General features: G+C 65.6%; 26 protein-coding genes. 17 read left to right on the top strand and 9 right to left on the bottom strand.

The features are described 5' to 3' along the window. Positions 1-191 precede the first annotated feature (191 nt). The 5 genes from ACOZ9V_RS13260 (at position 192) to ACOZ9V_RS13240 (ending at position 5,464) form a co-directional block, all read left to right on the top strand. A complete protein-coding gene (locus ACOZ9V_RS13260; protein WP_181272497.1) occupies positions 192-1,301 on the top strand; it encodes a mannose-1-phosphate guanylyltransferase in 1,110 nt (369 codons plus the stop codon). A 150-nt stretch (positions 1,302-1,451) separates the two neighbouring features. Further along, positions 1,452-2,624, top strand: coding sequence for an amidohydrolase (locus ACOZ9V_RS13255; RefSeq protein ID WP_139470356.1), 1,173 nt, complete (start codon positions 1,452-1,454; stop codon positions 2,622-2,624). 97 nt (positions 2,625-2,721) lie between these two features. After that, complete coding sequence (locus ACOZ9V_RS13250) at positions 2,722-3,888, top strand: BMP family ABC transporter substrate-binding protein (protein WP_139470355.1); 1,167 nt, start codon at positions 2,722-2,724, stop codon at positions 3,886-3,888. Positions 3,889-3,923: 35 nt separating this feature from the next. Further along, the gene (locus ACOZ9V_RS13245) at positions 3,924-5,027 is read left to right on the top strand and encodes an adenosine deaminase (protein WP_181272498.1); all 1,104 of its coding nucleotides are present in this window, start codon (positions 3,924-3,926) and stop codon (positions 5,025-5,027) included. Further along, positions 5,024-5,464, top strand: coding sequence for a hypothetical protein (locus tag ACOZ9V_RS13240; RefSeq protein ID WP_229664251.1), 441 nt, complete (start codon positions 5,024-5,026; stop codon positions 5,462-5,464). The genes ACOZ9V_RS13245 and ACOZ9V_RS13240 overlap by 4 nt, the downstream gene beginning before the upstream one ends. 302 nt (positions 5,465-5,766) lie before the next feature. On the opposite strand, the gene ACOZ9V_RS13235 is transcribed toward ACOZ9V_RS13240, so the two are convergent. From ACOZ9V_RS13235 to ACOZ9V_RS13220, 4 genes are all read right to left on the bottom strand, one after another. Next, on the bottom strand, positions 5,767-7,086 hold the full coding sequence (locus tag ACOZ9V_RS13235; RefSeq protein ID WP_434590678.1) for an FAD-dependent oxidoreductase: 1,320 nt from the start codon (positions 7,084-7,086) through the stop codon (positions 5,767-5,769). A gap of 153 nt (positions 7,087-7,239) precedes the next feature. Then, positions 7,240-7,950, bottom strand: a complete 711-nt coding sequence (locus tag ACOZ9V_RS13230) for a hypothetical protein (RefSeq protein ID WP_172171087.1) — start codon at positions 7,948-7,950, stop codon at positions 7,240-7,242. A 191-nt stretch (positions 7,951-8,141) separates the two neighbouring features. Then, a complete protein-coding gene (locus ACOZ9V_RS13225) occupies positions 8,142-8,831 on the bottom strand; it encodes a GNAT family N-acetyltransferase (protein WP_181271602.1) in 690 nt (229 codons plus the stop codon). Positions 8,832-8,916: 85 nt separating this feature from the next. Then, positions 8,917-9,411, bottom strand: a complete 495-nt coding sequence (locus ACOZ9V_RS13220) for a MarR family winged helix-turn-helix transcriptional regulator (protein ID WP_181271603.1) — start codon at positions 9,409-9,411, stop codon at positions 8,917-8,919. A gap of 197 nt (positions 9,412-9,608) precedes the next feature. On the opposite strand from ACOZ9V_RS13220, the gene sucC reads away from it, so the two are divergent. The 3 genes from sucC (at position 9,609) to ACOZ9V_RS13205 (ending at position 13,107) form a co-directional block, all read left to right on the top strand. After that, a complete protein-coding gene (sucC, locus tag ACOZ9V_RS13215) occupies positions 9,609-10,778 on the top strand; it encodes an ADP-forming succinate--CoA ligase subunit beta (protein WP_139908545.1) in 1,170 nt (389 codons plus the stop codon). A gap of 18 nt (positions 10,779-10,796) precedes the next feature. Next, positions 10,797-11,693 carry a succinate--CoA ligase subunit alpha gene (sucD, locus tag ACOZ9V_RS13210; RefSeq protein ID WP_139468939.1) on the top strand — a complete coding sequence of 299 codons (897 nt, stop codon included), beginning with the start codon at positions 10,797-10,799 and terminating at the stop codon, positions 11,691-11,693. Positions 11,694-11,964: 271 nt separating this feature from the next. Next, positions 11,965-13,107: a threonine aldolase family protein gene (locus ACOZ9V_RS13205; protein ID WP_181271604.1), complete on the top strand. Its 1,143-nt coding sequence runs from the start codon at positions 11,965-11,967 to the stop codon at positions 13,105-13,107. 39 nt (positions 13,108-13,146) lie between these two features. On the opposite strand, the gene ACOZ9V_RS13200 is transcribed toward ACOZ9V_RS13205, so the two are convergent. After that, on the bottom strand, positions 13,147-13,557 hold the full coding sequence (locus ACOZ9V_RS13200; RefSeq protein ID WP_139468937.1) for a universal stress protein: 411 nt from the start codon (positions 13,555-13,557) through the stop codon (positions 13,147-13,149). Positions 13,558-13,873: 316 nt separating this feature from the next. Between ACOZ9V_RS13200 and ACOZ9V_RS13195 the strand changes: the two genes are divergently transcribed. The 7 genes from ACOZ9V_RS13195 to ACOZ9V_RS13165 all read left to right on the top strand — a co-directional run bounded on the left by ACOZ9V_RS13195 (position 13,874) and on the right by ACOZ9V_RS13165 (position 23,097). Continuing rightward, positions 13,874-15,250, top strand: coding sequence for an MFS transporter (locus tag ACOZ9V_RS13195; protein ID WP_229664088.1), 1,377 nt, complete (start codon positions 13,874-13,876; stop codon positions 15,248-15,250). A gap of 314 nt (positions 15,251-15,564) precedes the next feature. Next, positions 15,565-16,359: a DeoR/GlpR family DNA-binding transcription regulator gene (locus tag ACOZ9V_RS13190; protein WP_434590671.1), complete on the top strand. Its 795-nt coding sequence runs from the start codon at positions 15,565-15,567 to the stop codon at positions 16,357-16,359. Beyond that, positions 16,356-17,507 carry a 1-phosphofructokinase family hexose kinase gene (locus ACOZ9V_RS13185; protein ID WP_434590668.1) on the top strand — a complete coding sequence of 384 codons (1,152 nt, stop codon included), beginning with the start codon at positions 16,356-16,358 and terminating at the stop codon, positions 17,505-17,507. The genes ACOZ9V_RS13190 and ACOZ9V_RS13185 overlap by 4 nt, the downstream gene beginning before the upstream one ends. After that, entirely contained in the window at positions 17,504-19,654 is a 2,151-nt protein-coding gene (locus ACOZ9V_RS13180; protein ID WP_434590665.1) for a PTS fructose transporter subunit IIABC, read from the top strand. Before ACOZ9V_RS13185 ends, ACOZ9V_RS13180 begins: the two co-directional genes overlap by 4 nt. Positions 19,655-19,692: 38 nt before the next feature. After that, the gene (ptsP, locus tag ACOZ9V_RS13175) at positions 19,693-21,363 is read left to right on the top strand and encodes a phosphoenolpyruvate--protein phosphotransferase (RefSeq protein WP_434590663.1); all 1,671 of its coding nucleotides are present in this window, start codon (positions 19,693-19,695) and stop codon (positions 21,361-21,363) included. 121 nt (positions 21,364-21,484) lie between these two features. Further along, complete coding sequence (locus tag ACOZ9V_RS13170; protein ID WP_434590661.1) at positions 21,485-21,766, top strand: HPr family phosphocarrier protein; 282 nt, start codon at positions 21,485-21,487, stop codon at positions 21,764-21,766. Between the two features lie 53 nt (positions 21,767-21,819). Beyond that, positions 21,820-23,097: a class I SAM-dependent methyltransferase gene (locus tag ACOZ9V_RS13165; RefSeq protein WP_434590658.1), complete on the top strand. Its 1,278-nt coding sequence runs from the start codon at positions 21,820-21,822 to the stop codon at positions 23,095-23,097. 56 nt (positions 23,098-23,153) lie between these two features. Here the strand turns inward: ACOZ9V_RS13165 and ACOZ9V_RS13160 are convergent, their stop codons facing one another. Both ACOZ9V_RS13160 and ACOZ9V_RS13155 read right to left on the bottom strand, forming a co-directional pair. Further along, on the bottom strand, positions 23,154-24,125 hold the full coding sequence (locus ACOZ9V_RS13160) for an HAAS signaling domain-containing protein (RefSeq protein WP_434590655.1): 972 nt from the start codon (positions 24,123-24,125) through the stop codon (positions 23,154-23,156). Continuing rightward, on the bottom strand, positions 24,122-24,469 hold the full coding sequence (locus tag ACOZ9V_RS13155) for a PadR family transcriptional regulator (protein WP_420096628.1): 348 nt from the start codon (positions 24,467-24,469) through the stop codon (positions 24,122-24,124). The genes ACOZ9V_RS13160 and ACOZ9V_RS13155 overlap by 4 nt, the downstream gene beginning before the upstream one ends. 187 nt (positions 24,470-24,656) lie before the next feature. Here ACOZ9V_RS13155 and ACOZ9V_RS13150 point away from each other — a divergent pair, with 187 nt between their 5' ends. After that, a complete protein-coding gene (locus tag ACOZ9V_RS13150; RefSeq protein WP_434590652.1) occupies positions 24,657-25,277 on the top strand; it encodes an HAD-IA family hydrolase in 621 nt (206 codons plus the stop codon). A 200-nt stretch (positions 25,278-25,477) separates the two neighbouring features. Here ACOZ9V_RS13150 and ACOZ9V_RS13145 read toward each other — a convergent pair whose 3' ends face one another. Then, entirely contained in the window at positions 25,478-25,867 is a 390-nt protein-coding gene (locus ACOZ9V_RS13145) for a hypothetical protein (RefSeq protein WP_434590649.1), read from the bottom strand. An 11-nt stretch (positions 25,868-25,878) separates the two neighbouring features. After that, positions 25,879-26,340, bottom strand: coding sequence for a hypothetical protein (locus ACOZ9V_RS13140; protein ID WP_434590646.1), 462 nt, complete (start codon positions 26,338-26,340; stop codon positions 25,879-25,881). 219 nt (positions 26,341-26,559) lie between these two features. Here ACOZ9V_RS13140 and ACOZ9V_RS13135 point away from each other — a divergent pair, with 219 nt between their 5' ends. Next, entirely contained in the window at positions 26,560-26,742 is a 183-nt protein-coding gene (locus ACOZ9V_RS13135; protein ID WP_434590643.1) for a hypothetical protein, read from the top strand. The last annotated feature ends 81 nt before the right edge of the window (positions 26,743-26,823 follow it).

The raw sequence follows: 26,823 nt of genomic DNA, 5'->3' as shown, positions 1-26,823 counted from the left end.
AATTACATCACAGTCGTGTGCTCTAAATTGTTGCGCTCCCGTCCTGACCCGGGCGGCCCGGGAACTCAGGTGCACCATCCCCGAGGCGGCTCTGAGGTGGGGAGATCCCCACCGGATCCCTGGGGATCGGCTCATCCGACACGGCGGGCAACCTCGGGGAAGGTGTGCCCGAATTCTGAGACACTGAAATCGTGAACACGCACTTCCACGCCATCATCCCCGCCGGCGGATCCGGAACGCGCCTGTGGCCGCTGTCTCGCCGGGCGACGCCGAAGTTCCTCCACGATGTCCTCGGCCTCGGCCGCAGCCTCATCCAGGCCACCTGGGACCGGGTCGCGCCGATCGTCGGCGAAGACAGGGTCTGGGTGGTCACCGGTGAGAGTCACTTCGACCAGGTCGCCGAGCAGCTGCCGCATATCGCTCGCGCCCAGATCATCGCCGAACCGTCCCCGAAGGACTCTGCCGCCGCCATCGGACTGGCGGCCATGATCATCGCCCGCGAGGACCCCGACGCCATCGTCGGTTCGTTCTCCGCCGACCATTCGATCACGAACGTCGACGAATTCCGTCTCGTCATCGACCAGGCCGTCGCTGCCGCGGAGACCGGTGACATCGTCACCATCGGCATCATGCCCCGCAATCCTGCCACCGCCTACGGTTATATCGAGACCGGTGAGCTGCTCGGGCTCGACGGGGCGCCCACGGCCAGGCGGGCGCTGGCATTCGCGGAGAAGCCGGAGGCGAGCACGGCCCGTCAGTATGTGAATTCCGGACGCTACCGCTGGAACGCGGGCATGTTCATCGCCAAGGCGTCCTCCCTCCTCGACATCCTCGCCGAGGAGGACCCGCCGCTCTATTCGGGACTGGCCCGAATCGCCGAGGCCTGGGACACTCCTGACCACGACGAGGTCCTCAGTGCTGTGTGGCCCGGACTGGAGAAGCGAGCCATCGACTATGTGGTGGCCGAGCCCGCGGCCGCGGCCGGTCGTGTCATCGTCATCCCCGGTGACTTCGGCTGGGACGACGTCGGCGACTTCGACTCGGTGGCCCGCCTGCGGCAGCCGGTGCCCGGGGAGCCGCGCGGAGTGATCTCGATCGGCGGGAACACCGACCTGCTCGAGGTCGATGCCTCGGGGGTCGTGTTCTCCGAAGGACCGCGGACCGTGGCGATCGTCGGACTCGAAGACCTCGTCGTCGTCGACACCGACGACGTCCTGCTCATCACCTCCCGCTCGCACGCCCAGGACGTGAAGAAGGCAGTGTCCGTCGCCGGTGAGCGCGGACTCGACGAACTGCTCTGAGTCGCTGGGCCGCCCCCGGGCGTGGGGGATCGAACTGCGAAGTATGTCGAAATTGGTCGCAATGGGCACATTTATGACATCGAGTGCTTAGCATTGCTTGAAATGTTCGACATCGCCCATCCCCGACCTCCCCGCCCTGAAGGACCCGACGTGATCAGCTCGACAATCGCTGAGATCGGTGCAGAACTCATCGATTTCCGCCGCGACATCCATGCCCATCCGGAACTGTCCTTCCAGGAGTTCGAGACCACCGACAAGATCGTCGCCCGTCTCGAGGCCGCAGGTCTGGGTCCCCAGCGCCTCGAAGGCACCGGGGTCGTCTGCGAGGTCGGCGAGGGGCCGGTGGCCGTGGGACTGCGAGCCGATATCGACGCCCTGCCGGTTGATGACCTCATCGACGAGGAATTCCGTTCCACCGTTCCCGGCGTCGCCCATGCCTGCGGCCACGACGTCCACCTGACCTCGCTCATCGGCGCCGGCATCGCCCTGCAGAAGATCCATGAATCACGGCCCGGCGGCCTCGGCGGTCGCGTGCGACTGATCTTCCAGCCCGGTGAGGAAGTCACCCCGGGCGGTGCGCTGCGCGTGATCTCCCAGGGCGTCCTCGACGACGTGCCCGAAGTCTATGCCGTTCACTGTGACCCGAACGTCGACATCGGCAAGGTCGGTTCGCGCATCGGCGCCATCACCGCTGCCGGCGACACGGTCATCATCCGCCTCTCCGGTCACGGCGGGCACACCTCCCGTCCCCATCTGACCGAAGACCTCGTCTATGCGCTCGGCAAGCTCGCCACCGACCTGCCCTCGACCCTGGGCCGGCTGATCGATCCGCGGCACGCGATCTCCCTTGTGTGGGGCGAGATCAGCGCCGGTCACGCAGCGAACGTCGTTCCCAGCGAGGGGATTCTGCGCGGAACCCTGCGCTGCCTCGACGTGGACGGCTGGAACCAGGTCGCCGAGGTGCTGCCCGAGCTCGTCGACCGCATCGCCGGACCGTACGGAGTCGAGGTCGACCTCGAACACCGCCGAGGCGTCCCACCGGTGGTCAACACCGAAGACCAGGTCACCCTCATCGAATCCGCGGTCCGCGGTGAGCTCGGCGAGAACTCGGTGCAGCTGACCCCGCAGTCCATGGGCGGTGAGGACTTCGCGTGGTACCTCACCCACTGCCCGGGTGCGCTCATCCGGCTGGGCACCCGCACACCCGGCGGCATCACCTACGACATCCACCAGGGTGATCTGCTCATCGACGAACGCGCCGTGGAGATCGCCGCCCGCGTATTCACCGCCACCGCTCTCAAGGTCCTCGACCGCGACCGCTGATCGACCTGTCACGGTCCGCGACCAAACGACAGCGATCGGTGGCTGCTCGGCTGCGCCGGCTGTCCACGCTGATTACCCGGCCGATAATCTTGATGTCATGAGTCTCCGAACCCGCAGCACCTCCATCGCCGCCTTCACCGCGGTGGGCACCCTGGTGCTGACCGGCTGCTCCGTCACGACTCCCGAAGCCCTCGAAGAGGAACGGCTCGGCTGCCTCGTCTCGGCTCCGGCCGGCTTCGACGATCACTCGGCCGGTGCGCTCACCCTCGAGGAGGCGGAACTGGCCCGTGGGGCCGGGGTCTTCTCGGGTACCTCGAGCCAGCGTGTCTCGGGTGGGTCGGCCACCTCGGCGGCATTGGATCGGATGCACAGACACGACTGTGCACTGACCACGGTCATCGGACCCGGGGGAGCGGACGAACTCGCGGACTTCGCCGCCGCCCACCCCGATGATCTGTTCCTCGGGGTCTCCAGCGGCACCGACGACCTGCCGAAGAACGTGCTGAGCATGGACTTCGACCTCGTCCCGCCGGCGTTCATCGCGGGATACACCGCTGCCACAGCCTCGGAGACGGGGAAGGTCGGGGTCGTCGTCGCGCACGGTTTCCCGCAGTCCGAACGCATCCTGGCCGCCTTCGACGCCGGGGTCGACCTGTACAACAAGGAGAAGGACGAGGACCTGCCGAAGGCGGAGTCCTATCGTCCCTCCTCGGGCGGGGCCGCCTCGGCGAACGGTTCGCCTCGGACGATCGACGATACCCGCGACGCCGGGAAGGACTACTTCGAACGGTCCTTCGATGCCGATGTCGACGTGCTCGTCCCGTTCGGATCGGCGGCCGCGATGGGGGTGGTCACCTCGGCGGATGAGAAGCGGACCGAGCTGACCGCGGCAACGGAGGATCCGGAGGGCGACGATGAGGGACCGAGCCTGCCGAAAGTCGTCTGGTACGGCACCGCCGGCGGGTTCTCCAAGGCGATCGTGGCCACCCTGGAGCCGAACGTGCGCCGCGGACTGCGCACGATGTTCCCCGACTGGCCGCAGAGCAAGAACCCCGACGAGGTGGCCCCCGCCCCGAAGACCGGGCCCGAGGAGATCGGCGGCTTCCGCGTCGCCGACCGTCATTATTGGGGCACCCTCGACAACGGGGGAGTGCGCATCGTCGCCGAGGACGGATTCCTCTCCCGTGTCTCCGACGCCGGACGCGGAATCACGGACCTGCGCGAGCGGATCAAGAGCGGGGAGATCGACCCGGAGAAAGGATGAGGGCCGCGCGCCGCATCGGATAAGCTGAGACGGTGATGAATGTACCCGCCGGCGTCGCATCGGACGACCCCATCCTGCAGCTGCCCAAAGTCTCCCTCCACGATCACCTCGACGGCGGTCTGCGCCCGTCGACGATGCTCGAACTGGCCGACTCGATCGGTCACACCCTGCCCGCCTCCGATGCCGAATCGCTGCGCCGGTGGTTCTCGGAGTCCGCGAACTCCGGTGACCTGGTCCGCTACCTCGAGACGTTCTCGCACACCGTGGCGGTCATGCAGAGCGAGGACAACCTGCGCCGCGTGGCCAAGGAATGGGTCCTCGACCAGGTGGCCGACGGAGTCTTCTATGCCGAGGCCCGGTGGGCTCCCGAACAGCACCTCGAAGGCGGACTCGAACTCGACGCCGTCGTCGAAGCCGTCCAGGACGGTCTGGAAGCCGGCGTCTCCGAGGCCGCGGCCGAGGGCAAGTACATCCGCGTCGGACAGCTCATCACGGCCATGCGTCAGGCCGACAACTCGCTGGCGATCGCCGAACTGGCCATCCGCCATCGTGAGAAGGGCGCGGATTCCGGTGTCATCGGCTTCGACATCGCCGGACCCGAGAACGGCTTCCCGCCGTCTGCGCACCTCTCCGCCTTCAACGCCCTGCACCAGGCCTATGTGCCGGTGACGATCCATGCCGGTGAGGCCGCCGGCAAGGAATCCATCCACGAGGCTGTCACGATCTGCCACGCTCAGCGTCTGGGCCATGGTGCGCGCATCGTCGAGGACATGGACATCGTCGACGGCCAGGGGCAGCTCGGCAGCCTCGCCGCCTGGGTCCTCGACCAGCAGATCCCGCTCGAACTGTGCCCGAGCTCCAACCTGCAGACCGACATCGGCGGCACCATCGCCAGCCACCCGATCACGGGGCTCAAGGATCTCGGATTCGCTGTCACCATCAACCCGGACAACCGGCTCATGTCCGGCACTTCCGTGTCGCGTGAGATGCGTCTGCTCGTCGATGAGGCCGGTTGGAACCAGACGGACCTCGAATGGGCGACGGTCAACGCCATCACCGCTGCCTTCCTGCCGCTGGATGTGCGCGAGCGCATGCTCGACGAGATCCTCATCCCCGGATTCGCCCGGGTGACCATTTGAGCTCACACAATGACCGGGCCGCAGCGTCCGGTGCCTCACCGGAGCCCGAGGGGCACGGCGTTCCGACCCCACGGGCGATGCTGCTGCCCGTGAGCGCCCTCGGCATCCAGGCGCTGGCCCTGGTCGGTGCGGCGGTGTCATTCGTCATCACCGCGATCACCGCCGGCCCCTTGGCGGCTTCGCTGATCGGTCTGGCCGTCATGTTCCTCATCTTCGCGGCCGGTGTCGGCGCCGCGGCCCGGGGCGCCTGGCGTCTGCATCGGTGGGCGCGTCCGGCGGCGATCGCCTTCGAGCTGCTCGTCATCGTCTTCGCCTTCAGCGTCATCGGCGGTTCCCTGTGGCTGGGGCTGGCCTGCCTGGTCACCGCCATCGCCGTGCTCTTGGGCTTCTTCCTGCCCGCAGTCGTCGACGCCTACAACCGAGCGCTGACCGACTAGGCGTGTTTAAGCAGGTACTCGTCCGAATGTAGGTCGTTATCGGATACTTTCGAGCGAGAGAAGTATCCGATAGCGACCTGAGTTCTGCGCTGGGTATCTGTTGGCGACCCAGGTTTTTTCGAGTTCAAGCAGCTGGGGCGACCCGACGCTGCTGGGAGAACGCGTCAACTGTGCGCAGATTGCCAAAATCCGGCGTCTGATGGGCAATCTGCGCACACTTAATTCATGTCAGCGGTGCTAGTTGGGCAGATTCCGACCGACAGCGCCGTCCGCAGTGCGCCAGTGGCTGCCGACAGGCAGCATCACATCGTCGGCGGCGACCATTTCTGGACGCTCGCAGCCTGAGCGGCGATGAGTCGCGACGGAACCGCTGAGAAGACGGCATTGCGCAGCCGCGCCAGCAGCGGCGATTCGAGTTGGAACACCTGCCCCATCAGCCGAGACTTCTGTGCGATCGACTGCGTCCGCGGACGCCGCAGCGAGTCATAGCGGCTGAGTGCCGCACCGAGGTCTGCCGGCGCTGAGGCGCGTGTGCCCACATCGTCGGCAGAGTTCACACCTGCGCCCGCTCTAGCACCTGCGCCCGCTCCCGCACCTGCAGCGGAGACTGGTATCTCGGCTTGCTCCACCATCCGCCCGGGTCGATTCGCCTCGGGCCCCGGAGACTTACTGATCAGCGGGGCAGGCAGGACGGTGAGCGTCGCTGCGTCTTCGAGGGCCTGACCGCCACCCTGACCGAGGTTCGGCGTCATCGCATGTGCGGCATCGCCGACGAGGACGACTCGGCCGCGGTGATAACGACGCAACCGGCGGGAGAGGTCGGAGATAGCGGTGCGACGGACCTCCTCGGCGGGGGTGGCGGCAATGAGATCGGCGATGGGGGAGTGCCAGCCTGTGAACATCTGCTCGATCGTCGCCTTCTCATCGGCGAAGACCGCGTTCTGCGGCATATTCGCCACAGCGAACCAGTAGACGCGGCCGTCGGCCAGCGGAGCGATGCCGAAGCGGCGTCCGTGCCCGACCGACTCCCCGGCCTCGCCGGACAGATCCACCGGCACCGAGGTGATGCCCCGCCACGCGGAATACCCGGAGTACCGCGGTGCCACCGGTTCACCGTCGACGACGGTGCGGACCCAGCTGTGCAGACCGTCGGCGCCGATGATGAGGTCGAAACGCTCTGCGATCGACTCCATCGTGCTCGAATCGTCGGCGGACCTGGCCCTGATAGTCAGCGTCCCGTCGGTGCCGGTCGCCGTCGCCTCGGTGCCGGTGCGCACTGTCCCGGGAGCCAGAGCATCGAGGAGGATGCGGTGGAGGTCGGCCCGGTCGACGATGCGCAGCGCACCGACCGAATCATCGGGCACCTGAGCGATCCAGTGCCCGTCTGCGCGGCGCTGACCTGCGGCGAAGCCTTCGACGCTGGAATCGGTCACGGCGTCGAACGCCTCGCGCAGACCGAGCGACTCCAGTGCGGCAAGCCCGTTGGCGAAGATCGACAGTCCCGAACCACCGGCCCTCACTTCGGGGCCACGTTCGAACACGGTGACCTCGGCGCCGGCCCTCTGCAGTCCCACGGCCGTCGAGAGTCCGCCGATTCCAGCTCCGATGACAGCGATCTTCATGAACTCATCGTCGCACGCAGAACGCCGGGTGGCGACGCCGCCGGTTGACCGTTGGTACGCGTTAAGTGTGCGCAGATTACCCAAAACGGGCTTCAGAGTGGCAATCTGCGCACACTTAACACGCACCGAGGCAAGGCGAGGAGTGCCCAGAGATTACTGGAGGAACTCTCCGCAGGCTTCAGTGAGGTAGTCGCCGGCGACTCCGCCCTCTTCGCCGAGGCTGATAGCGGTCATCTGGATGCCCCACCACACGCGCGGCGAACCGCCCCACTGTTGGCGGAACTCCTCGCGACGACCGGGATCTTCGGCGAGGTCGTCGGCGGCCAGGCCGATGCGGTCCTGGGCATCATCGGCGGTGCAGCGCTTCTCGTCATCCGGGCCCTTCGGGTCGAGCTCGGGGATGTCTTCGTCATCGACGGTCTTGAGGGTGTAAGCCGAGTTGCCGATCTCTTCGACCTCGAAGGTGCCGTGGATGAGCAGGAACGGGGAGGCACCGTCGTCGACGTTCTTCGAGTCGACGGTGACGCTGACGCTGTCGGGGCTGTCGGCGGTCACGGTCGTCTCGCCGGAGTCGGGGACTTCCGGGTTGCCGGTGTGCACGTAGACCTTGAGGTAGGCCTCGGTCTTCTTCTCGGCCGCCTCGGCGAGGCCCTGCCACAGCGGGTCGGTGTCCTTCGCCCCACCTGGCGAGGAATCGACGATGGACACCTTCGGTGCATCGTCTGGCGTCTCGATCGGGGTGACCTCCTCCTTGCTCACCGAAGGGCGCGGCTGGGGTCGGGTCTCATCGGGAGTCGACACGCAGGCCGTTGTCGTGGCCAGCAGTGCTGCGGCGGACAGCAGGGCAAGGGGGCGAAGTCGCATGGTTCCTCGAGGTATCTTCAGCGTCCAAGTGGTGTCGCTTCCAGCGTAATGCGCGGGACGGTCCGAGCCCGGGTGGACGCGCGGCGAGGCGGTGAAAGCAGCGCGGGTGCGAGACTTCTGCGCCGGGGTGCGACGCACTGACCCTGACGTCACAGGCCGGCCGCCCAACCGCGGCGCCCGACCCTGCTGCCTCAGCCGCGGCGCGCTGCGGCGATGAGTTCGCGCAGGCTCTGCCGCTGGCCGCCCGCGGCATCGAAGTTCGCTTCGTCGAGCCACTGCTCATACGCCGATCGCAGCGCCGGCCATTCGCTGTCGATGATCGAGAACCACGCGGTGTCGCGGTTGCGGTCCTTGTACACGAGGTGCTGTCGGAACACTCCTTCGAAGGTGAACCCGAAGCGTTCGGCGGCCGCTTTCGACGGGGCGTTCGCGTCATCGCACTTCCACTCGAAGCGTCGGAAACCGGAGGCGAAGGCGAGATCGGCGCAGAGGAAGAGCGCCTCGGTGGCTGCTCGCGTCCGCCGCAGCGCCGGACCCCAGAGGATGTGCCCGATCTCCATGACTCCGTTGGCGGTGTCGATGCGCATCAGTGCCTGCCGCCCCTCGGCTCGACCGGTGGATCGGTCCACGACGGCGAAGAAGAGGGGATCGGACGACGTGGCCGCCTCGGCGATCCAGGTATCGAAGTCGCTGCGTTCGGTCTGCGGAGACTGCGGCAGGTAGCGGAACCGCTCCTCGATCCCGTCGGCAACTGAGACCGCAGCGAACAGATCATCGTCGTGGACGGCAGGATCCAGGGGTTCGAGATCGACGTAATGACCGTGGATGGGCTCTCGCCGAGGCGGCTGTGCACCTGTGAAATTCGTGAGGTCGTCGTTCATGGCTGGGTCCTCGTCATCGGGGTTCGGGTGGGTTTCGTGTGTCCGTGTCTGTGGTTGGGCAGGTGTGACTGTGCTCGGAGTGGGTTCAGTCTTCGCTGCCGTCGAAGCCGGTGGACAGCTCGCGCAGAAGTCCGGCGAGCTTGCGGCTGCCGGCGGAGGTGAGGCCGCTGAGGATCTCGCGCTCCTTCACGAGCAGGTCCGCCAGGGCGGAGTCGACGGTGGCGCGGCCGCTGTCGGTGAGGTGGACGAGCACTCCGCGGCGATCACCCGGATCGGGGCGACGCTCGACCCATCCGCGGGCCACGAGGCGGTCGATGCGATTGGTCATGGTGCCGCTCGTGACAAGCGTCTCCTGCAACAGGGTCGAGGGGGAGAGCTGATAGGGCTCACCGGCCCGGCGGAGGGCGGAGAGCACGTCGAAGGCCCATCCCTCGATTCCGTAATCGGAGAAGCTCGCCTTCCGTGCCAGGTCCAACTGCCTGGCCAGCCGCGAGACTCGGGAGAGGATCTCCATCGGGGAGACGTCGAGATCCGGACGCTCACGTCGCCAGGCTGCGACTATTCGATCCACTTCGTCCATGAATCGATTTTACGTCCATATCAAGAATCTTGAGCGCAAAGATACTTTTTGACGAGAGATTCCTTACTCTCAGGGTCCGTTTAACCTGCAGGTTTGGATGGACGGGTGCGTTTGGGAATATGGTTGTCCTTGGTTGTTGCATCCGTCAACGAACCTGCAGGGGCCAACCACCCGGCAGCAGAAACGAAGGAAAACACGTGGATCTTTTCGAGTATCAAGCACGTGACCTGTTCGAGAAGCACGGAGTGCCCGTGCTCAAGGCCCAGGTCGCGACGACGCCAGAAGCAGCGAAGAAGGCAGCCGAAGATCTTGGCGGCGGTGTCGTCGTCGTCAAGTCGCAGGTCAAGATCGGCGGCCGTGGAAAGGCCGGCGGCGTCAAGGTCGCCAAGAACCCCGATGAAGCCGAGGCGCGCGCCAAGGACATCCTGGGACTCGACATCAAAGGCCACATCACCGAAAAGGTGATGATCGCCGAGGGTGCCGACATTGCTGAGGAGTACTACTTCTCCGTCCTCCTCGATCGGTCCAACCGCACCTATCTGGCCATGTGCTCGAAGGAAGGCGGCATGGAGATCGAGCAGCTGGCCGTGGAACGTCCGGAAGCGCTCGCCAAGATCCCCGTCTCCGCCATCGACGGCATCAACGATGCCAAGGCAGCAGAGATCGCCGAGGCGGCCGGCTTCGATGCCGACACCGCCGCTAAGGTCGCCCCCGTTCTGACCAGCCTGTGGACCGTCTTCGAGAAGGAAGACGCCACCCTGGTCGAGGTCAACCCGCTGGTCAAGACCGGTGCCGGTGACATCATCGCCCTCGACGGCAAGGTCTCGCTCGACGACAACGCCGACTTCCGCCAGAAGGAGCACGAGGAGCTGCGCGACATCAGCGCAGAGAACCCGCTGGAGCTCAAGGCCAAGAAGCTCGACCTCAACTACGTCAAGCTCGACGGTGAGGTCGGAATCATCGGCAACGGCGCAGGACTGGTCATGTCGACCCTCGACGTCGTCGCCTACGCAGGTGAGAACCACAACGGCGTCAAGCCCGCGAACTTCCTCGACATCGGAGGCGGCGCCTCGGCTGAGGTCATGGCCAACGGACTCGACGTCATCCTCGGCGATGATCAGGTGAAGTCCGTCTTCGTCAACGTCTTCGGCGGAATCACCGCCTGTGACGCCGTGGCCGACGGCATCGTCAAGGCCCTCGAGATCCTCGGCGACCAGGCCACCAAGCCGCTCGTCGTCCGCCTCGACGGCAACAACGTGGAAGAGGGACGCGCCATCCTCCAGAAGGCCGCGCACCCGCTCGTCACGCTCACTGACACGATGGACGGTGGAGCCGACAAGGCCGCCGAACTGGCTGCTGCCAAGTAAGGAAAGGTCTTTACAACAATGTCTATCTTCCTGAATTCCGATTCGAAGATCATCGTCCAGGGCATCACTGGCGGAGAGGGCTCGAAGCACACCGCCCGCATGCTCGCAGCCGGATCGAACGTCGTCGGCGGTGTCAACGCCCGCAAGGCCGGCACCACTGTGAAGCACAACGACCAGGCCGGCAACGAGGTCGAACTCCCCGTCTTCGGGTCCGTCGCCGAGGCGATGGAAGCCACCGGTGCCGACGTGTCCGTGGCCTTCGTGCCGCCGGCGTTCTCCAAGGACGCCGCGATCGAGGCCATCGACGCCAAGATCGGTCTGCTCGTCATCATCACCGAGGGCATCCCGGTGCAGGACTCGGCAGAGGTCTGGGCCCGCGCGCAGGCGGCCGGAAACGCCACCCGCATCATCGGACCCAACTGCCCGGGCATCATCACCCCCGGTGAGTCGCTGGCCGGCATCATCCCGGCCAACATCACGAAGAAGGGCAAGCTGGGCCTCGTCTCGAAGTCCGGCACCCTGACCTACCAGATGATGTACGAACTGCGTGACCTCGGCTTCTCGACCGCCATCGGCATCGGCGGAGACCCGGTCATCGGCACCACGCACATCGATGCGCTCGAAGCATTCGAGGCCGACCCGGAGACCGAAGCCATCGTCATGATCGGCGAGATCGGCGGAGACGCCGAAGAGCGCGCAGCAGCCTTCATCAAGGAGAACGTGACGAAGCCGGTCGTCGGCTACGTCGCAGGCTTCACCGCTCCCGAGGGCAAGACCATGGGCCACGCAGGCGCCATCGTCTCCGGCTCCTCGGGAACCGCTCAGGCCAAGAAGGAAGCCCTCGAAGCTGCAGGCGTCAAGGTCGGCAAGACCCCGACCGAGACCGCCGAGCTCATGCGCGGACTCCTCGGCTGAGTCGAGCACTCCCGCATCGGGTGAGCGCCTGACCGGCACTGATCCGAACCACACTGCGGCCCGCCTCCACAAACGGAGGCGGGCCGCAGTGCGTCTCGGTCGGTTGGGGCGGCGCAGAACCCTGCAACTGGTTCAAAGTGTGATTGCCGCGCACGAATGATCTGCGTATGCATTTTGAAGCCGTTATTGCCCGCAGGAGGGGCGTCTGAAGCTCCGTTGACATCGCGCGGACCGTCGTGTCAGGGCCCCGCGGAGGGTCTAGGCTGGGATCGTGAACTCTCAGACATCTGATCAGACAGCGCAGTCGACGAACCCCGCGGACCTTCTCCCCGACACCGGCACCGCAGCCCCACCTGTCGACCCCAGCCCCGAGGCGCACCCGCGCAACTTCGGGTCCGATAACTGGGCCGGGGTCCACCCCGAGGTCATCACGGCCATTGCCGAGGCCAACGTCGGCCATACGCCCGGCTACGGCGGAGATCCGTGGACACAGCGCTTCCACGACATTATGGCCCACCACTTCGGGCCCGAGGCTCAGGCGTTTCCTGTCTTCAACGGCACCGGCGCGAACGTGCTCGCCCTGCAGTCGGCGCTGCCGCGGTGGGCGGCGGTGATCACGGCCGCCTCGGCGCATATCAACTACGACGAGACCGGCGCCCCGGAGAAGGTCGGCGGGCTCAAGATCATCGGTGCTGCCACCGAGAACGGCAAACTCACCCCCGAGACGGTCAAGGGTGCGATCATCGGCCGCGGCAGCGAACACAATGCGCAGTCGTTGGCCGTGTCGATCTCCCAATCGACCGAATGGGGCACGACCTACACCCCGGACGAGATCGCGGCGATCGCGTCCACCGCGCACGAGAACGACATGATCCTCCACATCGACGGATCCCGACTCGGCAACGCGGCCGCCCACCTCGGCGTCGGCCTCGGCGACATCACGACCGCGGCCGGAGTCGACATCGTCAGCCTCGGCGGAACGAAGAATGGCTTGCTCGGCGCCGAGGCGGTCGTCGTCCTCAACCCGGAGATCGGCCAGGGACTGCGGTTCCTGCGCAAGATGAACCTGCAGCTGGCCTCGAAGATGCGCTACCTCTCCGCCCAGCTGAACGCCCTGTACGAAGGGGACCTGTGGCGAACCTCCGCCACCCGGTCGAACGAGATGGCTCAGTATCTCAATGAGAGACTCGCCGAGGTGGCCGGCAGCGGCCGTGTCCCCGGACTGGAGATCGTGCAGAAGGTCGAGTCGAACGTCGTGTTCGTCCGCATGCCCGCCGAGGTGGCCGCTCGCGCCCGGCAGAAATTCGCCTTCGCGGACTGGCCCTTGGAGAAGGACATCGTCCGCCTCATGTGCGCCTTCGACACGACGGCCGAAGACGTCGACGCCCTCGTCGCCGCCATCGCAGGGGACTGAAAGACCTCAGGCGCGGCGCTGGGAGTCCTTCGCCGCAGGCTACTTCTTCTTCCGGCGATCGACCTTGACGGAGACGACGGGGACGTCGGAGTCGAGGATGATGCGCTGGGCCGTCGAGCCCATGATGAGCTTACCCACGGGGGAGCGGCGGCGTGATCCGATGACGATCATGCGGGTGTCGGCGGTCGCCTCGGCCAGCGCCAGAAGCTCTTCGACGGGGTCATTGCCGCGGAGGAACTGAAGGATCTCGTGGGAGACCTCGGAAGACTTCAGTGTCTCCTTGAGTTCCTCGATGTCTTTGCTGGTGGCGACGCCGCGCTCGTCGGGAGTCTCACCGATTCCGGCATTGAGCACGACGAGGACATCGTCGAATGCGCGGGCCTGCTCGATGCCGAATTCGACAGCGGCCTTGCCTTCGGGCGAGGGGGAATAACCGACGAGGATTGTCATGATCTCTCCTGGTGCGACATTGGACGAAGCTCTCTCAATTAGTAGCATATCCGTGCTGTTCGGACGGGCGGCAGCTCACTCTGCGACGAGGGAAACGGGGAGCTTCGACTGAGATCTTCCTCACCTCACCAGGTACGGGATCGTCAGCATCGAGCGACTTCTGCTCTGTAACCGCGCGAAAACCGTGCGAAAACCCCGCGGAATCGGGCCTCCGACCCCAAATCTCAATTACTGACTGAATCGTCAGTTCGATTGACTCGGCAGTAAGGTGACCTGGGCGCTGCGTGCGCCGCGTACGAGTGAGAAAGAAGAAGCATTGACAGATCAGAATACGCATCTCGACCAGGCAGAAGCCGGTGAGACCCCAGCGCAGAAGAAGTCGGAATGGAAGACGGTCAAAGCCATCATGGCTGCCTCTTCGGGCAACCTCGTCGAATGGTTCGACTTCTACATCTACGCCTTCTTCAGCGTCTACTTCGCCGACCAGTTCTTCGTCGCTGACAACCAAGCACTGTCACTGATGCAGGCTGCCGGCGTCTTCTTCGTCGGTTTCCTCATGCGTCCCATCGGCGGCTACATCTTCGGTCGCGCCGCCGACCGCCTCGGGCGCAAGAACTCGATGCTCATCTCCATTCTGCTTATGTGCGCCGGTTCGCTGATGATGGCTCTGCTGCCCACGAGTGCGGTCGTCGGCTCCTGGGCCGCGATCCTGCTGCTCATCGTGCGCATGATCCAGGGGCTGGCCGTCGGCGGCGAGTACGGCGCCACCGCCACCTACATGTCCGAGGTCGCCACCGAAGGCAAACGCGGCTTCTACTCCTCCTTCCAGTACGTCACTCTCATCGGCGGCCAGCTGCTGGCCAGCCTGCTGGCCGTCATCATGACCCACACTCTGGGCACCGACCAGATCGAAGCCGGCTGGTGGCGACTGCCCTTCGCCATCGGCGCTGCCGCCGCGATCGTCTCCCTGTGGCTGCGCCGCGGACTCGAGGAGACGACCTCGGCGGACACCCGCAAGGACGAGAACTCCGGCAGCTTCCGCGAAGTGCTGCGCCACCCCCGCGCCTTCTTCGTCGTCCTCGGCATCACCAGCGTCGGATCGCTCGTCTTCTATGTCTTCACCACCTACATGCAGAAGTTCCTGCTGCTGCAGAACGAAGGCACCCCGGGCGAAGCCGTGTTCAACAAAGGCTCCATCGCCGACCTCATGACCATCTGCCTGCTCATCTTCGTCGTCATGCAGCCCATCGCCGGCAAGATCTCGGACAAGATCGGCCGCAAAAACAACATGCTCATCTTCGTCATCGGCATGATCGCGCTGCCCATCCCGCTGCTCGGCATGATCGGCAAGGCCGATTCCGTCCTCACTGCAGGCATCCTCATCGTCATCGCCATGGCGTTCATCAGCATGTACACCTCGATCTCCGGAATCGTGAAGGCCGAGATGTTCCCGGCCCACATCCGCGGAATCGGCGTCGGCTTCACCTATGCGGTCGGCAACTCGCTGTTCGGCGGCTCCGCCGAATACGTCGCGCTGTGGTTCCGCAACGCCGGAATCGGCACCTGGTTCGCCGTCTACGTCGTCGTCATCGCAATCGTCGGCTTCGTCGCCGTGGCCTTCATGCACGACAACCGCAAACACTCGACGATCGACAACGCCGATTCCTCGGCGTACAAACGCATCGGCAGCTGAACGACCGACGGCTGATCCCATCACCGAGGCGGCTTACCCGGTCCGCTGATCCCATCGCCGAGGTGGCCCACCCCGACCGTGAATGACGAGTGCCCCGGAACGCTGAGTTCCGGGGCACTCGTCATTCATCGATCTCGCCGCCTCGGCCGAGCCGCCTTGCCGGGTCGACCACTAGGTGATGTGGGAATAATTGGAAAGATGTTGGAATGTGATTGACGGTGCGTGAATAGAGTCCTAAGATCGTTCAAACCAACAGATAACCACGTGGTTATTCGTCCGTATGACGATGAGCCGCGCGAAGGGAAAGGCCGGACGTGTTCGCTGAAGAACGGCAACGACGCATCGCTGAGCTCGTCAGCGAAGCGGGCCGGGTCAATGTCACCGATCTGGCCGCCGATTTCGACATCACGACGGAAACCGTTCGACGCGACCTCGCCGCCCTCGAAAAGGCCGGAGCCCTCCAGCGCGTCCACGGGGGAGCGGTGCCTTGCCGTCCCCACAGCCTCGAAGAGCCGGCCTTCGACGACCGCGAGATCCACAACCTCGATGAGAAGACCGCGATCGCCCGGTCCGCGCTGAGCCTGCTGGAGGAGACGATGAGCATCTCCGTGGACGGCGGCACGACCTGTGCGGCCTTCGCCCGCGCGATCGCCGACGAAGCCCATGGCCGCCTCGTCGCCGGACAGGCACCGCGACAGCTGCGAGTCATCACGAACTCCCTGTCCGCCATCGACAGCCTGGCCGGAGCGCCCGGCGTCGACATCTTCGTCCTTCCGGGCCGATTCCGCCCGGTCACCCGGGCCGTGGTCGGACCGCAGACGATCACGGCCATCGAGGGCCACCGGGTCGATCTCGCGGTGCTCGGCACCAATGGACTCACCGGCGACGGCGTTTCCACGCCCGACCATGACGAGGCGGCGACGAAGTCAGCGTTCGTGCACTCCGGACGCAGGGTCGCCGTGCTCGCCGACTCAGCGAAGTTCGATGCCATCTCTCTGGTGCGATTCGCCGAACTCGACCAGATCGACATACTCATCACCGATGACGCGCCGGAAGAGTCGTTGTCGGCCGATCTGGAGACTGCGGAAGTCGAGGTCGTCACTCCATGATCCTCACCCTCACCGCCAACCCCAGCCTCGACCGGACCATCGAAGTGCCCGGCCCCGTTCTCCGCGGCCAGGTGCAGCGCGCCGTCTGGGCCGGACAGCAGCCCGGCGGCAAGGGAGTCAATGTCTCCCGTGCCGTGGCGGCCGCCGACCGTGACACCCTGGCGGTCCTGCCCGGAGACATCGACGACCCGGTGCTCACCGGACTCGACGCGATCGGACTGGCTCATCGCTCCGTTCCTACCGGCACGCCGCTGCGGTCCAATATCACCGTCACCGAACCCGACGGCACGACGACGAAGATCAACGAACCAGGCTCGCCTCTGAGCCCGCAGGCTCAGGACGAACTGCTCGATCTCGTGGCCGAGCAGGCAGTCGGTGCGAGCTGGGTCGTCCTGGCCGGTTCGCTGCCTCCAGGAGTCGACGATGACTTCTACGCCCGCGCGATCAAACGTATCCGCCAGCTTGTTCGTCCGCCGCTGGTCGCCGTCGACACCTCCGGTGCTCCTCTGGCTGCGGCCCTGATGGCCTCACCAGATCTCATCAAACCCAACGCCGAAGAACTTGCCGAGCTCCTCAACGCTGCCGGCCTCCTGCACGCCTCCGGTCTCCGCAATGACCCCCGAGCGCACAGTGGCCGCGGCTCCGTCGAATCCCTCGGCACCGCCGAACTGCACACGATCGCCGACCGCCTCGAGTCCTCACCGCAGCTCACGGCTCGCGCCACATCGACCCTGCTCAACGCGCGCGGCCCCCGCCCGCGGTCGATCCTTGCGACCTTGGGCGCCGGCGGCGCAGTGCTCGCCCAGCCGGACGCTGCCTGGCATGCCCAGCATCCGCCTACGGACGTCGTGAGCACCGTGGGCGCGGGCGACTCCACCCTCGCCGGGTACCTGCTGGGTCTGACCGACGGCCGTGAACCCGATGCGGCTCTGGCGCGAGCCGTCGCCTACGGAGCTGCAGCCGCCCGTCTGCGCGGCACCGGAGTGCCGAGCCCGGCGGACGCTCGGACCGACGTGGTGACTGTGACGTCACTGGAGACATCCGCAGCACCGCTGACAGGTAGTCCCACAGCACATACAGACACGCATGCCGACGACACTTCCCACCGACATGAGGGCACAGCCCCCGAAGCCGAGGAGGCACGATGACATCGCTCATCACAACAGACCTGGTGGTCCTCGACGCGGATCAGGGGACGGAGTCGTCCGCTGTCATCCGCGCTCTGGCCGCCACGATCGCCGAACAGGGCCGCGCGAACTCCGCAGACGGATTGGCGGACGCGGCGATCGCCCGCGAAGAGAAGACCCCGACCGGCGTTCCCGGCGGCATCGCCATCCCGCACGCCCGCACCGAGGCGGTCACCGAACCCAGCCTCGCAATGGCGCGACTGAACCCGCCAGTCGACTTCGGTGCCAAGGACGGCCCCGCCGACCTCGTGTTCATGATCGCCGCCCCCGAGGGCGCCGGGAAGGACCACCTCAAGCTCCTGTCGAAACTCGCGCGTTCACTGGTGAAGAAGGACTTCGTCGCCTCCCTGCGCGCGGCGACGACCGAGCAGGAAGTCGTCGACCTCGTCGAAACCGCCCTCGGCCTACGCGAGACGCCCGAAGAGTCGACCAGCACCGAGTCGACCCCCACCGAATCCGCCTCATCCTCGACCGACCACCCCCGCCGCGTCGTCGCCGTCACAGCCTGCCCGACGGGAATCGCCCACACCTATATGGCTGCCGACGCCCTCGCCCAGGCCGGGTCCGACATGGGCATCGACGTTGTCACCGAGACCCAGGGATCGAGCGGCACGACTCCGCTCGACCAGTCCGTCATCGATGCCGCCGATGCCGTCGTCTTCGCCGTCGACGTCGACGTCCGCGACAAGGCGCGGTTCGCCGGCAAACCCTATGTGCAGGTGCCGGTCAAGGCCGGAATCGATGATCCGCAGGGCCTCATCGCGAAGGCCCTCGCCGAGGCGGACGCTCCCAACGGCCGCAGGCTGGCCGCCGCTCACGCCGCCGCCGACGACGAATCGTCCACGGCAGGAAACTCTCGCGAAAGCATCGGCGCCCACCTCAAGCGCGTACTGCTGACCGGTGTCAGCTACATGATCCCCTTCGTCGCCGCCGGCGGACTGCTCATGGCACTGGGGTTTCTCCTCGGCGGATTCGACATCCCCGACTACGCCGAGGACATCGTTCTGGGCAACTCCCTGTGGAACCTGCCCACCGAATACGGTGACCTGGCACTCGGACCCGTCGGCGCCTACCTGGGCGCCGTGGCCTTCCAGATCGGCAACCTGTCGATGAGCTTCCTCGTCGCCGCCCTGGCCGGATACATCGCCTACGGCATCGCCGACCGCCCCGGAATCGCTCCCGGCTTCACCGTCGGCGCCGTCGCCGTGCTCATGGGCGCCGGTTTCATCGGCGGCATCATCGGCGGACTCCTCGCCGGCTATATCGCCCACTGGATCGGCTCCTTCGCCGCACCGAGGTGGCTGCGTGGACTCATGCCCGTCGTGATCATCCCGCTGGTGGCCTCCCTCGTCTCCTCGGGCCTGATGTTCATGGTCCTCGGCGGACCGATCAGCGCCCTGACCAAGGGCCTCGACAGCTGGCTGAGCTCCATGACCGGAACCGCCGCCGTCGTCCTCGGGCTCATCCTCGGCGCGATGATGGCCGTCGATCTGGGCGGCCCCGTCAACAAGGTTGCCTACTCGTTCGCCGTCGCCGGCCTCGCCGCAGGCTCCGTCGACAACCCCGTGCCGTGGGAGATCATGGCCACGGTGATGGCCGCCGGAATGGTTCCGCCCCTGGCCATGGCGCTGGCCACCGCCGTCCGCCCACGCATCTTCTCCCAGGCGGAGAAGGAAAATGGAAAGGCCGCCTGGCTGCTCGGCGCCGCGTTCATCTCCGAAGGCGCGATTCCCTTCGCCGCCTCCGATCCGCTGCGCGTGATCCCTGCCTCGGTCGTCGGTGCCGGCGTCACGGGCGGCATGACGATGGCCTTCTCCGTCACCAGCCAGGCCCCGCACGGCGGCGTGTTCGTCTTCTTCGCCATCGACTCGTTCCTGCTGTTCCTGCTCTCCGTCGTCGTCGGCACGATCATCAGCGCCGTGCTGGTGCTCGCGCTCAAGATCCTCGTCCGCAAGGGCGGAGCGGCAGGCCTCGCCGAGGCGGCCGACCGGTCCGCACCGGCGACGACCGCAGCCGCGTCGACCGGTTCGACCACCGGATCCGGTTCGGCCGGTGAGGCTCAGCAGGCCGAACCGGTATCGTCGAACGCTGACGCCACACGAGTCTGACCGCTCTCACCGACGAGGCAAGACAGGAAGGAATGGGGATGTCCGCAGAGTTCTCAGGCATCGGAGTCGTACCCGGACGGGTCATCGCCCCGGCGCTGACCATGCCCGACCCCGTGTCCGCACCCGTGGCGAAGCCCGCCCCGGCTGATCCCGAAGCGGAGGCGAACAGGATCCGAGAGGCCTCGGCCGCCGTCCACGCCGAACTGCGTGAGCGCGCCGAATCCGTCACCGGGGACGCCCGCGACGTGCTCAAGGCCACCGCCCTCATGGCCAAGGACCCCACCCTGGTGAAGACGGCGATCAGACGCCTGCCTGAGACCGACGCGGAGACCGCGATCTGGACGGTGGCCGCGGAGACCGCTGCACAGTTTGAGAAGCTCGGCGGCTATATGGCCGAACGCGCAGCCGACGTCCTCGATGTCCGCGCCCGCCTCGTCGCCCATCTGCGTGGAGTGCCGGCCCCCGGCATTCCACACGCGGCCGAGCCCTTCGTGCTCATCGCCACGGATCTCGCTCCCGCCGACACCGCAACTCTGGATCCTGAGCTGGTCGTCGGACTCGTCTGCGCAGAGGGTGGACCGCAGAGCCATACGGCCATCCTCGCCAGGTCGTTGGGCATTCCCGCCGTGGTCGCAGCCGCCGGCGTCCGCGAGATCACCGACCACACACCCGTCTTCGTCGACGGCGGTGCCGGAGTCCTGCGCACCGAACCCGGAGCGACGGAGACCGGCCTCGTCGAGGCATGGGCGGAGACGGCTGGCCGTCTGCAGTCGTTCACCGGACCCTGCCTCTTGAGCGACGGCACCCGGATTCCACTGCGTGCGAATGTCGGCGACGGCGCTCAGGCACGGGCAGCGGCAGCCGCCGGTGCCGAAGGCGTCGGTCTGCTGCGCACCGAGTTCTGCTTCCTCGATCGTGACACCGAACCCAGCGTCGAGGAGCAGGCCGAGGCCTATGGGCAGGTGTTCGCAGCCTTCGATGATCACAAGGTCGTCGTGCGCACCCTCGACGCCGGAGCCGACAAGCCTCTGCCGTTCCTCACCGACGCCGATGAACCGAACCCGGCCCTGGGCGTACGCGGATTCCGGACCAGTCGCCGGGCTCAGGGCGTCCTCGAACGTCAGCTCGAGGCGATCGCGCTCGCCGCCTCAAGGCATGCGGTGACCGTCCACGTCATGGCTCCGATGATCGCCACCGCCGAGGAGGCCCGACAGTTCGCAGACCTCGTTCGTGCGGCAGGACTCCCCACCGCCGGTGTCATGGTCGAGGTTCCCTCGGCGGCGCTGCAGGCGGCCACGATCCTCGAGGAAGTCGAGTTCGCGTCCATCGGCACGAATGATCTCACCCAGTACGTCATGGCCTCCGACCGCATGCTCGGCGGCCTGGCCGAACTCAGCGACTCGTGGCAGCCGGCAGTCCTGCAGCTCATCGGCATCGCCGCCGCCCAGGCCGCTGCGGCGGAGAAGTCGGTGGGCGTGTGCGGAGAGGCCGCGGCCGATCCGGCATTGGCCGTCGTGCTCGTGGGCCTCGGAGTCACCAGCCTGTCCATGGCGCCGCGGGCTCTGCCGGCAGTCGCCGAGGTGCTGTCCGGTGTCTCCCTGGACCAGGCACAGCAGATCGCCCGCAGCGCACTTGCGGCGCGCAGCCCGAGCGAGGCGAAGGCCGCGGTCCGAGCCGAGCTGCCGATCCTCGACGAGCTCGGCCTGTGAGTCCGGCTGTCGGGCGAGTGGCCCCGTGACATACTCAGCACCACCACAGACACCACCAATAGGACATGCCGAAACACCGGGCAGGCCGAACCACGGCCGGTCTGATCAGGAAGGACAACTCATGGCAGAGACCATCGCAACAGTCGGAAGCACCGTCGGCTTGCACGCCCGTCCAGCAGCACTGCTGGCCGAGGCCGCCGCAGACTACGATCTCGAGATCACTATCGCCCTGGAGGGCGAACCGGCCGAGGATGCCCTCGACGCGGCCAGCGTGCTCTCCCTCATGGGCCTCGGCGCGGAATACGGTCAGAAGGTCGTTCTGCGCGCCGAGGGTGACGGAGCCGACGAAGCATTGGCCAACCTCAAGCAGCTCATCGAAACCGACCACGACTCCGAAGGCTGAGCGGCACACCCTCGAGGAGGCGGCGACCGGTCCGCTCGGATTAGACTGATCGAATGTCCGCCTCCCTGCTGCCCTCTGACTCTGCCGCCGCCGATCGCAGCCGGGATCTGCTGGCGGTATTCCCTCAGCTCAGCGATGTGCCCGGTCTGCCGCAGGCGCGCATGCTCATCGACTACGTCATCGGTCGCCGACTCGGAGTCCTCGACGTCTCGGGCCGGGACACCGAAGGCACCTTCGTCGCCGCTGAACTCTCAGCCGAGGTCCCCGAGAACCTCATCCTCGTCGATGATGCGCACGGTCTGCAGGCGACCCTGCTCAGCCGGCTGACGCAGGTATGCACATACAACGACCGGCTCGACGAGGCACGGACTTTGGCCGCAGCGGTCGAGTCCCTGGCCGGAGCCGGCGAATCCGCGGGAGTCGCCGGAGAGCCAGGTGCCGAAGCGGCCCCCGTACTGGCGGTGAGCGAGCTCAATGAGATCGCGGGACTGGCCGAACTCGGTGTGGGGGAGACGTGGGCAGTCGTCAACGCTCCGAAGGCGATGAATGCGCTCACCGAGACGATCGCGGTACTGCAGCCGTTGGCGAGCACCATCATCGTCATCGGCCGCAGCGATGCGATGAGCCGTGGCGTCAACAAGGAGCTTGCCCGCGGCTTCGGCCGAGTCGATGTCTCGCCGGGGGTCGGCAAGCACCGGATGATCATCGGCAGCCGCCCCCTGTCCTCTCCGAGTCTGCCGGAATTCCCACGCCGCGGGGTGATCACCCATCGCGGTGTCGGTGAGCTCGAAGTCCGCGCTCATGGGGCCTGCTTCTCAGGGACGAAGAGCGATGAGGGCTCGGAGCTGCTCATCGACTCACTGCTGGGACTGCTCCCAGGTGGGGCGCCGGAGTCCGTGCTCGACCTCGGCTGCGGCAACGGCTGGCTGCTCACCGCGGCCATGCGGGCCTCGGGGGCGAATACGGGGCTCGGCGTCGATGTGTCGAAGGCGGCGGTCGCCTCGGCGAGGGCCACAGCGGAGGCGAACGGAGTCGGAGTCGATATCATCCTCGGTGACGCCGCGGATCCGGGAGAACCGGCGCTCGCGAACTTAGGCGAATTCGATGTCATCCTGCTCAATCCGCCGTTCCATCAGGGAACGGCCATCGAGACCGAGACGGCCGCGGCGCTCATGGCCACGGCCGCCGAGCATCTCGCGCCGGGCGGGCAGGTGCTCACGGTGTTCAATTCGCATCTGCGCTACCGGGATCGTCTCGAATCGATCATCGGACCGAGTCGGCAGCTGGCCCGGAACAAGAAGTTCACTGTCATCGCCAGCCGCCGCGACTGAAATCTCTCACCAGCTGTGCGATCGGGTCGGCAGGTGGCCGTCCCGATCGCACAACTTCACCGACGATTGCGGCGATAGATCCGCCAGGTGCTCACCTGGTCCCAGATCACGATGATCCAGATCGCGATGACCGTGATGATCTGCTGGAAGTCGGCGTTCGCGGTGTTCGTGAGCTCGGGGTGGAGGACCGGCTGAGTCAGCAGCGCGATGGTGAGGAAGACGGCCATGGCGATGTCGACGATCCCGCCGATGATGGCCACGGTCGGTTTCGCCGAGGCGGTCGTGAACTTGATGATCTCGACTGCGGCCATGAGCGCGAGGAAGGCCCAGTAGCCGAGCAGCCAGCCGATGCCGAGGTCGGGGTTGATGAACGTCTCCCCATCGTTGAGGTGGCCGACGTAGAGCAGGGTTGTCGGGATGAACGGGATGGCTGCCAGGGCGACGATGAAGACCAGCCCGAGCCCCGCCTCGGCGCGGATCTGCTTGCTGTGGGAATCGCGTCGGTCGAGATCATCGACCGTCCACGTGCCCGGTTTCCGCTTCCGGAGCGAATCGGATGCGCCGCCGTCCATTCCGCGATCGCCGAGACCGATGATGATCGTGATGGCGGCGAATGCGGTCAGCAGGGCGATGACAGTGTTGCCGGCCGTCTTGCCGATGATCTCTCCGATCTGGACTCCGGGGGAGACGGCGACGGTGGTCACGATGTTTGTGAGCACGGCGAGCAGACCGACGATGGGCAGGACCCAACGCAGCGCCCAGATATAGAGCGGGTAGGAATTCGGGCCGATGAGGTGCTGCGGAGAGTTCGAGTACTCCCGCGACAGCGCGACGGGATCGCCGAGCTCTTCGAGGACTTCGCGTTCGACGGTCGCCGTGTGATCCGGGGTCGCGGCCGCATCCTCGCCGAGGCGGGCGTCGACCATGTCGTCGATCGTGGCGGTGATCTCGGCGGCGATGTCGGGCCGGGAGTCTTCGGGCAGGTGGCGGGTGACGTTGTCGACGTAGATTTCGGTGAGCGCACTCATGGTGTGCCGTCCTTCCAGAGCTTGGTGATGCTGGAGTTGAGTTCGAGCCAGTGGCTGTGCAGTGCGGCGGCGACTTCGGCGCCGCTGTCGGTGAGTGTGTAGTACTTGCGCGGGCGGGCTTGTTCGGTGTTCCAAACCGATGTGAGCAGGCCCTGTTTCTCGAGCCGCCGCAGGAGGGGGTAGAGGGTGTTGGCTTCGGTGGCGATGCCTGCTTCGGTCAGCGTCGTCAGCAGCGAGTAGCCGTACTGCGGCCGTCGACAGGCGACGAGGCTGGCGAAGACCACGGTGCCGCGTCGCAGCTCCTGTTCGTGGGTGGCCAGTGCCTTGTCTTCATCCTCGTTCATGCATCACACGATAGTGTGTGTCACACACTATTGCAAGAGGCAGGGTATTCTTTGTTGCGGCACGGTGCGCGGCACGGTGCGCGGCACGGTTTAGGGTGAGCAGCCCACGTTGGAACATGGGCTATTCGCCTCAACCTGGGCTTTCCGGCACACGAGTAGCGCGAGCATCGGTAGGTAGTCTTGCCTCATGAGTTTGAGGAAGTGGGTGCTCTTCGATATCGGGGGAGTGCTGGAGGTCGTTGATGATGACACCTGGGGACAGCTTTTCGTTCGCCGGTGGCAGGAGCGCTCTGGATTCTCAGCAGAGGAGTATCGGGCGCGCATTCTGGCGGCGGACTTGCCGGTCATCGACCGTAGAGCGGACACGCGGGACGAGTACTGGTCGAAGCTGGGTCGAGCGCTCGAGATGGATTCGAACCTGATCGAGGCTATGCAGGCCGAGATGTGGCACGAATACTGCGGGAGTCTCAATACAGAGTTGTTTGAGTATGCAGCTGCGCTGCGGCCACGCGCCGGTGTGGCGATTCTGTCGAACTCAGTGGACGGGGCGCGGCGCGAGGAAGAACGGCGGTTCGGGTTCAGTGAAGTCTTTGACCCGATTCTCTACAGTCACGAGACCGGTCTGCTCAAGCCGGAACCGGAGGCCTATGGGAATGCGCTTGAGCGGATGGCTGCTGACGCCGGAGACGTGTTCTTCATTGATGACCACGAAGTCTGTGCTGAAGGCGCCCGTGCCGTCGGCATGGATGCGATCGTGCACCGTGACAATCGGTCGACGATCAATGAGATCGAGCAGTTTCTTCTTTAGGCGGATTGAGTGAACAGGAGTGAATGAAATGGCGAACAGCAGTGCTTTGGCTGGTTTCATCCTCGGGCTGGCAGTGTCTGCTGGGGTGTTGATGCTGTTGATTCCTGGGCTTCTTGAAGGGCCTGAGGCATGGCAGGTGTGGGTAGCTTGGATGGCTGCCGGATGTGCCATCGCCTGCGCGCTCGGGGCGAACAAGGCAATTAGCCTTCGACGATCAGAGAATCACCTTTCAGCCGAAGTTCACCGACCGTGATTACTTGGAGGTCGCCGACTACAAGCTTCTTCCGGGCGTTCTCTTCTTGGAAGTAGATGTCTTCGACGGCGGCGTCGCTCAGAAGCTCGATGGCTTCCCCGCCATCTGGTGTCGGTCTATAGGTGGCCATGTAGTGGTAAGCGTAGACGGTGTCACCGGGCTCGATCGTGTGCTCACCCGCATCCTCGACCTCACGTTCCTCCCAACTGATTTTGTATTCTGGCCGCTCCTTCTGGACGCGAAGACAATCGGCCTCATCCGTGAAAATGCCGACCAGCGGATCTATCTCGTCCTCAGGGCCGAATGGAGACGTCTGTTCAGCGAACAGAAGGTACACCGTTTGATTGTTCATATGTCGACCATCTCTCTATTCCGGGGTGCACGGCGCCTGAGAAAGACACCCGATCCGACAGTTAACGCGACACCCGCACCGGCCATAGCTCCACCGACTGCCACGTTATTCTTCGCGTCGGCACGACATTGGACGATCCCATCCGACAGTGGATACCCGTTCGCTTCAATGATCCGCATAGCGTTGAGGCCGGAGGGGCAAGCCCACATTCCCTGATCATCAATGTAGGGCCCGTGCCAACCCATTTGGACGAAGAATCCACCAGCAATCAGACCGACTGAAGCCACTCCGAGCAAAGTGAGTGGCAACCATGCGTGCTGCCTTTTCATGATGATAGTCAGGAACCAGATCGCTACGGCGGCACCAACTACGAACCAGCCGAGCAACACCCATTCCGCCCACTGCACATCTTCCATGTGGTACAGCTCGACAGTGTCGTCGGTGGCTTTGATCATCATGTGCGCCGAGTAGCCATGCCTCACTGCGAAGCTCCCTTATGCCCTGTCGTAATGGTCTGGTCTCAATATGCCACACTGGCATCTATGGCTCCTGGCACAGTGCATGAGTTCGCCATGCCTGATCGGTTGATCCTCGATCTGGAGACGACCACGCACACGGTTGCTGTGCGTGACGCTTTGTGCTGACGTATCAACCTGTCGGTCGAGAAATACGCTGTTGTGCTCGAAGGGCTGGTGGATACGGAGGCGAACGGCAGTTACGCCCCGGACATTGTGGATCGGGTCAGACGGTTACGGGCTGAGCGGTTCGCGTTCTCGAGCGGCGGCAAGGTCGCTGGAAGTCGTTCATGCAGTAGCTCGTCGCGTTCACGTTGGATGCAGTATTTCGGATTGAGATGCTGAGATCCTCTGAAAAATGGAGTGACGCCTGTACAACTTTGATCCCAGTATCCCGGCCGCAGTTTCGAGCAGTGATTGTGCCGG

The sequence above is a fragment of the Brevibacterium sp. 1718 genome (assembly GCF_051131255.1).
Lineage (GTDB): Bacteria > Actinomycetota > Actinomycetes > Actinomycetales > Brevibacteriaceae > Brevibacterium > Brevibacterium sediminis.
This window is presented reverse-complemented; position numbering and strand designations above follow the sequence as displayed.

Coding starts and splice junctions, on each gene's coding strand:
- ACOZ9V_RS13180 (WP_434590665.1), top strand. CDS start 17,504: ATGACATCGCTCATCACAACAGACCTGGTGGTCCTCGACGCGGATCAG.
- sucD (WP_139468939.1), top strand. CDS start 10,797: ATGTCTATCTTCCTGAATTCCGATTCGAAGATCATCGTCCAGGGCATC.
- ACOZ9V_RS13250 (WP_139470355.1), top strand. CDS start 2,722: ATGAGTCTCCGAACCCGCAGCACCTCCATCGCCGCCTTCACCGCGGTG.
- ACOZ9V_RS13150 (WP_434590652.1), top strand. CDS start 24,657: ATGAGTTTGAGGAAGTGGGTGCTCTTCGATATCGGGGGAGTGCTGGAG.
- ACOZ9V_RS13155 (WP_420096628.1), bottom strand. CDS start 24,469: ATGAACGAGGATGAAGACAAGGCACTGGCCACCCACGAACAGGAGCTG.
- ACOZ9V_RS13220 (WP_181271603.1), bottom strand. CDS start 9,411: ATGGACGAAGTGGATCGAATAGTCGCAGCCTGGCGACGTGAGCGTCCG.
- ACOZ9V_RS13245 (WP_181272498.1), top strand. CDS start 3,924: ATGAATGTACCCGCCGGCGTCGCATCGGACGACCCCATCCTGCAGCTG.
- ACOZ9V_RS13140 (WP_434590646.1), bottom strand. CDS start 26,340: ATGATGATCAAAGCCACCGACGACACTGTCGAGCTGTACCACATGGAA.
- ACOZ9V_RS13235 (WP_434590678.1), bottom strand. CDS start 7,086: ATGAAGATCGCTGTCATCGGAGCTGGAATCGGCGGACTCTCGACGGCC.
- ACOZ9V_RS13160 (WP_434590655.1), bottom strand. CDS start 24,125: ATGAGTGCGCTCACCGAAATCTACGTCGACAACGTCACCCGCCACCTG.
- ACOZ9V_RS13165 (WP_434590658.1), top strand. CDS start 21,820: ATGTCCGCCTCCCTGCTGCCCTCTGACTCTGCCGCCGCCGATCGCAGC.
- ACOZ9V_RS13225 (WP_181271602.1), bottom strand. CDS start 8,831: ATGAACGACGACCTCACGAATTTCACAGGTGCACAGCCGCCTCGGCGA.
- ACOZ9V_RS13200 (WP_139468937.1), bottom strand. CDS start 13,557: ATGACAATCCTCGTCGGTTATTCCCCCTCGCCCGAAGGCAAGGCCGCT.
- ACOZ9V_RS13170 (WP_434590661.1), top strand. CDS start 21,485: ATGGCAGAGACCATCGCAACAGTCGGAAGCACCGTCGGCTTGCACGCC.
- ACOZ9V_RS13185 (WP_434590668.1), top strand. CDS start 16,356: ATGATCCTCACCCTCACCGCCAACCCCAGCCTCGACCGGACCATCGAA.
- ACOZ9V_RS13230 (WP_172171087.1), bottom strand. CDS start 7,950: ATGCGACTTCGCCCCCTTGCCCTGCTGTCCGCCGCAGCACTGCTGGCC.
- ptsP (WP_434590663.1), top strand. CDS start 19,693: ATGTCCGCAGAGTTCTCAGGCATCGGAGTCGTACCCGGACGGGTCATC.